The sequence below is a fragment of the Clostridium beijerinckii genome (genome assembly GCF_036699995.1).
Classification (GTDB): Bacteria; Bacillota; Clostridia; order Clostridiales; family Clostridiaceae; genus Clostridium; species Clostridium helianthi.
The window spans coordinates 4,305,323-4,317,768 of sequence record NZ_CP144906.1; the positions used below are offsets into that span (position 1 = coordinate 4,305,323).

9 protein-coding genes are annotated in these 12,446 nt (G+C 28.9%); all 9 read right to left on the minus strand.

Annotated elements, in window-relative coordinates; translation table 11 throughout:
- Positions 1 to 225: 225 nt before the first annotated feature.
- The gene (locus tag PZA12_RS19905) at positions 226 to 996 is read right to left on the minus strand and encodes a DUF2087 domain-containing protein (protein ID WP_077845070.1); all 771 of its coding nucleotides are present in this window, start codon (positions 994 to 996) and stop codon (positions 226 to 228) included.
- Between the two features lie 288 nt (positions 997 to 1,284).
- A complete protein-coding gene (locus PZA12_RS19910) occupies positions 1,285 to 1,491 on the minus strand; it encodes a hypothetical protein (RefSeq protein WP_242964240.1) in 207 nt (68 codons plus the stop codon).
- A 550-nt stretch (positions 1,492 to 2,041) separates the two neighbouring features.
- Entirely contained in the window at positions 2,042 to 2,959 is a 918-nt protein-coding gene (gene rbsK, locus PZA12_RS19915; RefSeq protein WP_078114683.1) for a ribokinase, read from the minus strand.
- A 165-nt stretch (positions 2,960 to 3,124) separates the two neighbouring features.
- On the minus strand, positions 3,125 to 4,822 hold the full coding sequence (locus tag PZA12_RS19920) for a methyl-accepting chemotaxis protein (protein WP_078114682.1): 1,698 nt from the start codon (positions 4,820 to 4,822) through the stop codon (positions 3,125 to 3,127).
- Between the two features lie 82 nt (positions 4,823 to 4,904).
- Positions 4,905 to 6,368, minus strand: a complete 1,464-nt coding sequence (locus tag PZA12_RS19925) for a sugar ABC transporter substrate-binding protein (protein ID WP_077837421.1) — start codon at positions 6,366 to 6,368, stop codon at positions 4,905 to 4,907.
- A 586-nt stretch (positions 6,369 to 6,954) separates the two neighbouring features.
- On the minus strand, positions 6,955 to 7,512 hold the full coding sequence (locus tag PZA12_RS19930) for a class I SAM-dependent methyltransferase (protein ID WP_077837420.1): 558 nt from the start codon (positions 7,510 to 7,512) through the stop codon (positions 6,955 to 6,957).
- A gap of 904 nt (positions 7,513 to 8,416) precedes the next feature.
- Positions 8,417 to 8,839, minus strand: coding sequence for an HIT family protein (locus PZA12_RS19935; RefSeq protein ID WP_077837419.1), 423 nt, complete (start codon positions 8,837 to 8,839; stop codon positions 8,417 to 8,419).
- 285 nt (positions 8,840 to 9,124) lie between these two features.
- A complete protein-coding gene (locus PZA12_RS19940) occupies positions 9,125 to 10,630 on the minus strand; it encodes an MFS transporter (protein ID WP_078114680.1) in 1,506 nt (501 codons plus the stop codon).
- 38 nt (positions 10,631 to 10,668) lie between these two features.
- Entirely contained in the window at positions 10,669 to 12,081 is a 1,413-nt protein-coding gene (gene uxaC / locus PZA12_RS19945; protein WP_078114679.1) for a glucuronate isomerase, read from the minus strand.
- Positions 12,082 to 12,446: the final 365 nt, after the last annotated feature.

Genomic DNA, 12,446 nt, shown 5'->3' on the forward strand with positions numbered 1-12,446 from the left:
GCGGGTCTATTAGTCATGTTCAAAATTATCATTCACCCGTCCTTAACTGCCTAAGACCATTTATCTTTAGGTGTGTCAAGGGCAACTAGCAAACATAATTTAACATTAAATGGTAGTTGGATTGATTTTTCATATATTTTTTACACTACCCTAATTTTGCTATAAATTATTATATCAAAAATCAAGCTCATTATCATCTAACCAATTCCACTTTGGCGTAAAAACTTATTCCTTAATCCAATAGCTGCTTCCATCCTTTTTTCTTTCTATAAATCCATACTCTATTAAAGCTCTTCTTATGGTTACGTAATCCTCATACACCCTCTTTAGAATCCTATTTATCTCTTTTTCAGAATATTGCTTTCCTTTTGAAAAATTTCTTGATATCTCTTCTAATACAATAATCTTTTTCTTTTCTCTAGCTGGATAACTCTTTAAACCACCATTTTCATTCATATAAGTTTCAATCGCACTCTTCTTTTCTTTATCTGTTATATTATACCTATCATCTAAAGTAGTTGCCGTTTTATAAGCATCACATATAGTCTCTTTACCAATTTTATTAATTTTCTTATCTGTAGTTTTTGAAAGCAAATCCATCATAGCTAAAAATAATTTTGCTTGCTTTTCCTTCTCTCTTAATTTATATCGATGATTTCGTATTGTTGATTGCGCAACTTTAAGTTTCTCTGAAATTTCTTTATCAGATAATCCCAGAGCAATCAATTTTATTAATTCTCTTTGAACATCTGATATTCCAGTAAAACCAGAATTCATATTTAATAAATATTCAAGCATTGAACCGTGACTTGTTTTAAGATGCAACTCTGCTGATTTCTTCGCATCATACAACTTTGAATTTATTTCATATATTCTTCCTCTCTGGAATTCTTCTTCGCATATTATACACCTATATCCATCATTTTCTTCGATAACCCCTTCTTTAAGCTCACTTATAGTAGCATTCCAAAATAATTCATTTGATTTTATATCCATTAATCTCATTCCCTTTCAATATAATTACTTTCTATTTAATATATTACAGACTTTTATTTATTTTGTCTATACATAAACAAACATTTATAATTAATGTTTATTCATTATAAATATCGACTTTCTAGCTGCATCTCATAAGATTTTTCAAAGTTCTATTTATTTCAAATAAAAATAGGCCAACCATTTCTATTTATTACTCTATGGTTGACCTATTAGTATATTAGATATATCTTAAAACTTACTTGTATTTTCTAATACTTTCAGATTTGAGATTCCATTATTATAACTCTAAAATAAAAGCCTATCTCTTTGCATCTGAATGCTAATCTTATTTCTACATTCCTCATAATCGTTAGATTTTATCTTTTTTAACTCATAGTAATCAAAACTCTCTATAGTATCTTTAGGCGCGAAATTAAAGATTGCTATAATCCAAGCTTTAGCATTCTGTTTTAACTTAACAAATAAGTTTCCTATTCTATTTTTATTCTTCATCTTTATCTTACCTCTACTAATTCAAAATTTCATTCCGTATTTTTTATAATTCCTTTCCTTGAATACTCCCTAAATTCTGTTTCATGATATCCCATTTAACTCACTCCTTCTTTAATATTTTTAAAGTTTTGAAACAGCTTGTTTAATAATAAACTAGCACCACAATAACAGTTTACTCTTACCACAAATTGAATGATATGTAAAAAATGATTATAATTAAACTTTCTTAATTTCAGCTCTTTAATTTAGAATCAACAAAAAAACTGCTGAAAATAATTTTTAACGCAATATCCAACTATAATTATTTAGATATTGAGTCATATATTATTTACAACAGTTTCTTTATAGGATATTTGTACCCTGCAAATCCTTTTATATTATAAATATGAACTTTGTTTTTACTTAACCTTGCTTTTTAGCACTCTACGTGCTGATTCTAATTTTTCATTATTTAACTTAAATATAATTTTTCTTATGCTATCATCTGAAAGATTATATGCCTCTGCAATATCAAAAACTCTTTCGCCTTTTATTAATTTTTCTGATAAATTTATCTATCCCTAATAAATTTGTTAACTCTTTCAAATGTTGGCATAGCTTCTTGAGCTCCTAGTGCGGTTGTTGAAATAGCGCCTACTGCATTTCCAAATATTACGCATTCTTTAAGTTCTTTTTCTTTTGCTAGGGCAAAAGCAAATCCTGCATTAAAAGAATCTCCCGCTGCTGTTGTATCTATTGCATCAACAGTAAATCCCGGAACTCTAGTACATTTATATTTCTTAATAATTGCAGCCCCATCACTACCTAACTTTGCAACTATAACTTTTACTCCCTTATCAAATAATGTTTGTGCCGCTTCTGCAAAATTTTCTTCACTATTTATCTTTCTTCCAATTAAAGTCTCCAACTCCGTTTCATTAGGTGTTAAATAATCCACATATTTAAAAATTTCATCAGGAAGATCTACCGCTGGTGCTGGATCAAGTATTACTGTCTTACCTTGTTTTTTTAGTTTTTTCATAGTTGCAATTACTGTTTCTAATGGAATTTCTAATTGAAATAAGAATATATCTGCTCTCTCAATCAAACTCCATTTGCTTTCAATATAATTTATATCAACTTCTGCATTAGCTCCTGGAACAACAATTATATTATTCTCTCCATTATTACTTACTTGTATCACTGCTACTCCAGAGGACATACCTTTTTCAATACTTACTCCATCATACTTAACATTATTATTTCTTAAAACTTCTAAATATCTTGTTCCATATATGTCTCCCCCTATTTTTCCTACCATAAGCACATCTGATCCCAATCTACCTAGTGCTATTGCTTGATTCCCACCTTTTCCTCCTGGAAATGTATTAAATTCTTTCCCCATGATAGTCTGTCCTGCCAAAGGAAAATTTTCTACTGTAGTTACTAAATCCATATTTAAACTTCCAATTACACATAGACTTTTCATATAATACGCTCCTCTTCCTATATCAAATTAAAACGAAATATATTTCTAATTTAAATCTAGTGTTATTATATCATAATTTCTATTCCTAAAAACTTCACTAACTCAGTACATATTTCAACATTCCAATAATCTTGTATTACTCCTATTAAAATTTCTAAAGTTCGCTTAAACCCTAAACTTAGAAACAACGTTTGATAACTCACTTGAAATGTTAGCCAAAGTTGTAGCAGATGCAAAGAATTCTTCTTGGGTTGCTAGCTGTTCTTCCACTATTGCAGATATATCTGTACTTCCTTCTAGTGATTTATTTGAAATTTCACATATATTCTTAGATATTTTTTCAATTGCACTTATTTCATTAACCATTACTAAAATTTCTCCTGAAATATTTTTTATTTCACCGTCAACATCATTGTTTGACTCCACAATATTCTTAAATGCTCCTTCAACTTCTAAAACTTTCTCCGAGCCACTCATTACCTCATTAACCGCAATGGACATACTTTTAATCAATACATTAATATAATTTTGAATCTGAGTTAAAATTTTAGATATCTCTACAGTAGATGTTGCAGAACTTGTTGCTAGTTTACGAATTTCATCTGATACAACTGCAAATCCTTTTCCATATTCACCTGCTCTAGCTGCCTCAATAGCAGCATTTAGAGCCAACAACTCCGTACTAGCTGTAATTTTAGAAATAGTATCTAGTATCGTTTCTATTTGCGATGAATTCTCTTTTAAAATGCCAGTTACCGATTGAATATTCATAACCTGTTCCTTAATAGTGTTCATTTGATTTAACATGGATCTAACTTTCTCATTTCCACCTTCAGCTATTTTAAGAGATTTGTTGGCCGAAGATAAAACATTATTTGACTTTTCTTTTATTGTGCTATTCATTTTAATAAGTCTATTAACTGCTTCTTCAGTCCTTTTTGCTTCACTAAATTGATACTGCGAACCATCGACAGCATCTTGAGTAGATACTGCAATCTGATTAACTGCCTTGACACTTTCCTTAGCCCTATCCTTGATCATAGTAGAAGATTCATATAAATCTTTACTATTATTGATAATACCTCTAATCATAGTTCTGAGATTTTTTGTCATTTCATTAAAAGAACTTGCCAACAAAGATACTTCATCATTAGAATTTACTTTATATTCTTCTACCTGTAAGTTTCCATTAGCAATATCATCAGCTAATAGTACAATTTTATTCAATGATTTTCCTAACTTTATCGAAAAGAAAATAGCAAAAATTATGCTAAAAAAACCTATGGATACTATGAAGACAATGATTAATACTCCTGTAAAATTAGATTTTTTAGCCAAATCTGCTCTAGCTCTATTTTGTTGATCTAATTCTACTGACATATATTCCTGCATGCTATTTTGAATTAGCTTAGAAAACCTATTCATAAGTTTATTTTTTTCCACCATTTCAGTGGCATTCTTACTTTCAAAAAGTTTTATATCTTCCTCTGAATACGACTCTAACATTCTGCTTACGGCATCAAAAGATTTCAGTGCCTTCTCTCCAGATAGATTGTCTTTAATAAACTCTTGATTTTTATTAATATTTATAAACTTATCATCTATAATTTTTTTATTCTCAGCTGTTGGGTTTAATATATATTTTGATATATCCTGAGGAATTGAGTTTATTAAAATTATTATATCATTCGCCATAACGTTTTTTTCAATCATAATATTTTCTTGTACCAAGTAAGACCTCATAGTCATATAAGATGTTATTCCTACTGTAGATATTAAAAATACTATTAATGAGAAGCTTATAATAAGCTTTGATTTTATTGTTAAGGGAATTCTTCCTGGAACTGAGCCTATTTTTTTCATCTTGAAGTTTCTCCTTCCTCTTATGTCATTGATTCTATAAAATTTTCAGATTTAATATTAACTTCTAACTAATATCTATATATTATTTAATTGGTGCTCCAAAAGTATATTCATACCATTGATCAGGTGTTTGGGTTTTCAATCCAAATATAGTATCTCCGTCTTTTGTCACCATAGGTATATTAGGTGTAATAATATCATGTGGCATTGAACCATTTTTAGTGATTATATTAAGTAAGGTTCTCATTCCAATATCAGATATTAAAGGCGTGTATGGTGTATTCACTTCAAACAATCCATCTTTTACGGATGTAATTGCCTTTTTAGAATCATCAATTGATAAAAACATCATCTTTTTAGCATCCTTTCTGCTATTTAATCTATTAGCATTCTTTGATGCATCATAAGCAGCAATAGCTTCATGATCACCTGTTCCAAATACAACATCAATAGAAGGATATTCATTTAATGCTAATTGCATATTGGCAAGTGCTTCTGCTGTGTTATCATCATCATGATATGATTTTAATATATGAATATCAGGGAAATAACTTAGTACCTTAAGGAAATGACCAGTTCTATTAGCATCAGCAGTGCTTCCCGAAGGCTTTCTAAGAAGAACTACATTTGCATTTAGGCTACCTTCTTTTGCAAGTTTCCAAATTAAATACATACCACATTGAGCACCATTTGCTGGAAAATTCCCAGTAACTCTACTCGTGGTCTCCTCGAGTCCTGTCATTCTGTCAACGCTTACAACTGGTATACCTGCCTCAATTGCCCTTTTCACTGGTGCAATAGTTGTTTCTGATTCAACCATAGGCCAAGTTAAAATTCCATCCACTTTCTGCAAAACAAAACTATCAATAATATCTGCCATTCTATCGTTGTCCCATTGAGCATCTTTAACATCAACTTCGACATTTGGATGTCTTTCTGCTTCCCATTGAGCTGCATCTGCTAAACTAACATTCCATGGCTGATCAAATCCATGGATAGCAACACCAATTCTATACTTTTTATTTGAGTCTCCAACTGGTCCTGATTTTAAGGCTACATAATTTGAAAATGGTAATTTCAAATCCAGCTCACTAAATGCTCCTTTTATCTTAGTTCCATCTCCATTTGTCCATTTATAATTTCCGTAAGGCTTTCCCGTAGGATATGTACTCATATAAGTTTCAAATTTTTCATTCTTATATATATCAGTAATCTCCTTATTGGCATCTGAAAGAGGCAAATTAATAAAAAATTCTAATATATCACTATCCGATAATCCTTTGGATTTAAGACTTTCAAAAAAATCCAATGCCTCTTGTCCCTTTAAACTTCTTACCTGCTCGTACAACGGCACCAAATCTACTGATTTCTCATTTGTTACAGTTTGTGTTGGAACTTCTTCGATATAATCTTTTTGCCTATCTTCTTTTGGCTCGTTGTCAATAATTACTTTACCTGCTTGGGAACAAGCTGATAAAATACTTCCAACCAAAATTATTACTACAATGCAACTTAATTTGCGTAACCTAAAATTTAATATTCCCATTTTGACTTTCCTCCTTAGTAGGATCTAATCATATTAATAATTCAATCCTTTTAATACACTACAACTACGTAGATATCATATTTGTTAAATTTATAACAAATATGAGCCCACCTTTCTCAAAAAAACGTTTACACGACTTACATTCCTCCCCCGCAAACTATCTTTTTTAATGCAAACTTATTGTAATGTTATATTCACTATTATATTAAAATGCTCCTATAATTTCTATAATTCTACAATAATTTCAAAAATCCTTTATTTTATACTTCTTAATAAATGTTATTTTTACAGTATAATATTACTTCGGAAATTTAAGGTAAAGTATATATAATAATTATTCTTAAACATCATCTTTAAAAATAAAAAGCTCTCAACATACATTGAGAGCTTCACTTATATTAATTAAATGCTAAAAATTATTATCTTCAAAATATATATATTTGTATTCTTCTTCAAAACTTAATATAAAATTCTAAATCTCCTACAAAACTTATATTTCTAAATACCAACATTCTAAATTTATAAAATAAACTTACTACTATTATTTTAGCAAGTTCTCACATAACTTAAAATTATGTTGATCATCTTAGGTATTTTGGCATTTTAAGACATATGCTGGTGGTATATTTAACACTACCCTTTCTAGACTTATATCTTCAAAATAACTTCCTATATATCCCTTTTTAAGCAATGTATATTGAAATGTTATGAATAATCCATTCTTTTTTAATATATCTTTTGTTTTTTTCAATATTCTATTTGACATATTCTTTGGCAAACTAGCAAATGGTAATCCTGATACAACATAGTCTACTTCTTTAATATTGTATTCTTTTAAATATTTATCTACATTTTCAGCTGAGTCATTTACTATTATAACATTATTATATTCACCATACTTTTCCTCTAGTTCTCTGCAGAATTCTTCATTATATTCTACGAGCATTAACATCGTATGATCCTTTATTTTTTTCATTAGTCTATCAGTAAACACTCCTGTTCCAGGACCATACTCCACAATACATTTTGCATGGTCAAAATCAATATCATGCGCCATTTTTTCCGCAAGCTTTTTAGAACTAGGCGCTACAGCTCCAACAGTTCTTGGTGACTTAAAATATTCCATTAAGAACTTTATCCACATAATAATACAACCCTCTCTATATTTTCTTAATTAGAATACATATTTTATTGAACTTAAACAAACTAAATAAAATATATATTCTACTATTAACAAAAGAGACTACCTCTCGATTTTTAAAAACTAGAGATAATCTAAAATATTTTATAAATTTCTTTCTAACTATTTTCTTATTTAATTACAACACTTCTGTGTAGACATATCATGCACAGTTTTAAAAGTTCGCAATCTGTTAACGAATTTTACATATCTAAAAATGTTTAGATGATGAATCTCCAACACAGTGTAAAAGTCAAAAAACTATTTTGGAATCCAATTTTTTCAACCTCTAAATTATAACATAATAAGGAAATAAATTCAATGTTTTACATAAACTAATTAGGTAAAAGTTTATTATTTTAATTTTATTAAGCTCTAATAATTTAAAAATTATAAATAATCATGCTTATTCTTTACAAAACAAATATATTGATCATTATTTGCAATCTAATTTCAACTCCAAATGTAATCTTAGCATATTTCTTAGATTATAATATATGTTTAACTTTTTGCTTTATATCTTCTTAAAAAGGAATATATATCATAAATATCTATAGGGGATAATTCAATATATCTATGCCTCCTAAACTTGTCATTGAAGAAACTTTATTAAAACTTTTAATCTAAGTTTCAAATAAATCTATTTTCTTTTCCATATGCTCTAGAATTATCCCCTTGTACTTATATTATAAGTCCCTCTTGATTAGTATAATTAGTATAAATGGAAAGTTCTATTAAAAACTTAATATGGATATATAGTTATTAATACATCCAATACAAAATAAAGGCATAAATCTGTATTGTAAAATAGCTACCTCAAAACAGATATCTATCCTCTATTTTGAAATAGCTAACACAAAATATATAATTATAAATTTTCTTTTATGAGATTAATCCTCTTCACATATTCTTCATCACTTAAGTATTTTTTCTGAGGATTCATTTCAAATACCCCTCCCCATGAATATCCATCTTTATACTTAGGAACTAAATGAAAGTGAAGATGTGGAAGCGTATCTGAATATGCTCCATAATTTATTTTATCAGGTGAAAAAGTTTTTTTAATCATAGCCGCTACTCTAGTGACATCTTTCATATATAATTCTAATTCCTTATCATCCAATTCAAATAATTCTTTCACATGTTTATCATAAGCAACAATGCATCTTCCTTTATGGCTTTGTTCTTTGAACAAATAAAGAGTTGACACTTCAAGCTTACATATTTCAATCATTAAATTATCAAGTTTTTCATCCTTATCACAATAAAGACAATTATTTTTATTACTCATATTCCGGTCTCCTAACCTAATTTTTTATAGACATATATTAATAACATTTTTATATTTATATAGTACAATTAATTATTTAAGATATACCTTTATATTCTTACATACAATATAGAAGCTATCAAAATAATATTTTAGTACAACTGAAATTAAAATTAGCTGCCTTAAAATAGCAATTTACTTTCTATCTTAAGACAGCTATAATAACTAAATTGAAACGTATCTAGAGATTATGATTATTTTGAGCTATTTTAATATGTTAATATTCTATTAGTCAAAAGAATTAATTTACACTGCTGTTTCTTTCCAAACATTTTCATATTTATATCCAGTAAGATTTTCAACAATTGCCTTTGTTTCTGGAGTTACTTCTTCTTTTGATCCATTGTTTTTTAAACGTTCAACTTCATCTACTAATATACCATGTGTCCTTTTATTAAGTTTGAAAGTTACAGCACAAATTAACGCAATTACAAGTAAAGATATACACCCAACAGCTAAAAGAGTAGCTATAGTTGATACAACTTGTGGTGATTGAGTCGCTTGTCCTTTAACAAACCCACTTTCTTGCAATACAACACCTATAACAAATGTAGCTATTGCCACACTACTTTTTCTAGTAAATGTCATAACTGCCGCAAAAAGACCTTCTCTTCTTTGTCTTGTAACCATTTCATCAACATCAGGAATGAATGGAAATACATTCCATGGAGTAAACTCTAGTAAGCTTCTTCCTACTTGATAAATTGTACCAATTACAAATAGTAGTGCAATATTTGATCCTAAGTTACCTACATAAAGTCCATAAAACGCTAATAAACATACAATCATAATAGAATAAGCCATCTTATATAAGTTACCTGGTCCAACTTTAATCATTAAGAATCCGCCTAATATTGTTACAGGAATACCAATGATGCTAAGTGAAAGTACATTCGCAGCAGTAGTAGATGAAACACCTAAATTAAATACACAGAAATATATAAATACTGAATTAAATAAATCTTTAGCCGTAAATGAACATATATAAATTGCTAAATGTTGTCTAAACGCTCTAATCTTAAATGTAGAAACATAGTCACCAGCAACCTTTACAATAGTCATTAATTGTTCACCAAAACTCTTACTTGTAGAACTATTTAACAACTCTTGTTCCATTTCAGGTGTAAGGTCTCTTTCCCATGTTACTTTATGTGATATAAGTATACATATCGCATATATAATGGCAAAAACTAATCCATTAATGAAATATGCTTGAGGGCTCTTGTCACCAAAGAAAGCTATTAATCTTCCTGGAACAAAAGTAGCTAAAAATGTACCTGTTGCCGAAATAAACATTCTTGATGCCGATAATTTAGTTCTGTCAGTAAAATCTTTTGTCATTTCAGCAGGTAATGTTTCCCATGGAATTAATACCATTGCTGCAATTATTTCAAATAGTAAATAAGTAACTAAATAGAATGCATAACTTCTTCCTGTTACCCATAGTAATACGTAATCTGCCATTAACGGAGCTCCGATTAATAGGAAGAAACGACGTCTACCAAAAAGTTTTCCAAGTTTAGTTTTATAGAAATTATCAGATATACTACCGATAAATAAACTAGCAACTGCATCTACTATACGAGCTATAGCTATAATAGATGCACCTTCTATCGGTGTTAATCCTGCAAATGTTGTATAGAAAAATAGTAAGAAAGCTCCAATAATGGTAAATGCTCCACCACCCATTAAATCAACTAGTCCATAGCCAACACCTCTAGCTATCGTGATTTTTCTATTATTATTTGACATATATTTTTCCTCACTTTCATCAATTAAGTGTTTCCGAATTATTTTTCATCAAATCCAAAATATTCTTTTGCATTGCTATAGCATATACCTTGAACAATTCTTTTAAGTAATTTATCATTTTTAGGTACTTCTCCGTTTTCTACCCATTCTCCAATTAAATTACAAGCAATTCTTCTAAAGTATTCATGCCTAGTATATGATAAGAAACTTCTAGAATCAGTTAACATTCCAACAAAGCGTCCTAACAATCCAAGGTTTCCTAATGCCTTCATTTGTTCAATCATTCCATCCTTATTATCATTAAACCACCAAGCTGCACCGAATTGCATTTTTCCTGGAATTCCATCCCCTTGAAAATTTCCTATCATAGTTCCAAGAACATAGTTATCCTTTGGATTTAATGTATATAAAATTGTTTTTGGAAGAGAATTTTCTTTGTCTACAGAATCTAAAAGCCTAGAAAGCGGATAAGCTATACTTTCATCATTAATTGAATCAAATCCTGTATTAGGTCCTATTTCTTTAAACATTTTTGTATTATTGCTTCTAAGAGCTGCAATATGAAGCTGCATAGTCCATCCTAACTCATGGTAAAGCTTAAATACATGTCTTAACGTATAGGTTTTATATTTTTTCTCTTCATCAGTACTTATAGTCTTTCCATCTAAAACCTTTGCAAATATAGCTGCAGCTTCTTCTTTTGAGGCATCTGCATAAACTACAACACCATCTATACCATGATCAGCTATTCTGCATCCAACTGAATGGAAAAATCTTATTCTTGAATCAAGAGCTTTTAGAAATTCATCATAATTGTCTATAGATATTTCAGACACTTTTTCTAACGCTTTTACCCAAGAAACAAAACCATCTAAATTTATTTCAATTCCTTTATCTGGTCTTAGAGTAGGTAAAACATTTACATTAAAGCTAGTATCTTCTTTAATTTTTATATGATATTCTAATGTATCTATCGGATCATCTGTTGTACATATAGTTTCAACATTTGATTTTATAATTAAATCTCTAACATTAAAACCTTCTCCATTTAATAATTCATTGGTTCTCTTCCAAATTTCAGGAGCAGTATCTTCATCAAGTGGTTCGTATATTCCAAAGAATCTTTGAAGCTCTAAATGAGTCCAATGATAAAGAGGGTTTCCTATAGCCATAGGTATAGTTTGTGACCATGCCAAGAATTTATCATAATCACTTCCATCTCCTGTGATGCATTTTTCATCCATACCATTACTTCTCATGGCTCTCCATTTATAATGATCACCATAAAGCCATGCTTCAGTTATATTACTAAATTTTTTGTTTTCATATATTTCTTTTGGATCAATATGACAGTGGTAATCAATAATAGGCAAGTTTTTAGCATAATTATGATATAAATCTATAGCTGTTTGATTAGATAGTAAAAAATTCTCATCCATAAAATTTTTCATATTCGTCATCCTACTCTCTCAAATAAATATTTTATATTTGTAAAGCATTGAATATTTGGGTTAATAACACACATTATTGTAATTTGCATCCACTCAACACTTTACTACAACGTTTTCTTCGCCTTTATATATTAACCTTATTACATTTGAAATTATTTATCTTATTAATCTAGCTAACTTAACCCCCTTACTTAAATGATATCAATAAAACTCTTATTTTTCTTTTGTATACTCCTCTTGATATTTTCGTAAGGTTGTTAATTAGCATTGCTTATGTTATAATGTACTTCATATTAATTTTCTTAAACATTCTTTATCATTCTTTGTTTGTATTATTGGGCAGATAATAAATGAAGAATGATAAA

What these genes read in the sequence shown, in the direction of transcription:
- PZA12_RS19920 (WP_078114682.1), bottom strand. Translation starts at nt 4,822, where the DNA reads ATGAAAAAAATAGGCTCAGTTCCAGGAAGAATTCCCTTAACAATAAAA.
- PZA12_RS19925 (WP_077837421.1), bottom strand. Translation starts at nt 6,368, where the DNA reads ATGGGAATATTAAATTTTAGGTTACGCAAATTAAGTTGCATTGTAGTA.
- PZA12_RS19940 (WP_078114680.1), bottom strand. Translation starts at nt 10,630, where the DNA reads ATGTCAAATAATAATAGAAAAATCACGATAGCTAGAGGTGTTGGCTAT.
- uxaC (WP_078114679.1), bottom strand. Translation starts at nt 12,081, where the DNA reads ATGAAAAATTTTATGGATGAGAATTTTTTACTATCTAATCAAACAGCT.
- PZA12_RS19905 (WP_077845070.1), bottom strand. Translation starts at nt 996, where the DNA reads ATGGATATAAAATCAAATGAATTATTTTGGAATGCTACTATAAGTGAG.
- PZA12_RS19935 (WP_077837419.1), bottom strand. Translation starts at nt 8,839, where the DNA reads ATGAGTAATAAAAATAATTGTCTTTATTGTGATAAGGATGAAAAACTT.
- rbsK (WP_078114683.1), bottom strand. Translation starts at nt 2,959, where the DNA reads ATGAAAAGTCTATGTGTAATTGGAAGTTTAAATATGGATTTAGTAACT.
- PZA12_RS19910 (WP_242964240.1), bottom strand. Translation starts at nt 1,491, where the DNA reads ATGAAGAATAAAAATAGAATAGGAAACTTATTTGTTAAGTTAAAACAG.
- PZA12_RS19930 (WP_077837420.1), bottom strand. Translation starts at nt 7,512, where the DNA reads ATGTGGATAAAGTTCTTAATGGAATATTTTAAGTCACCAAGAACTGTT.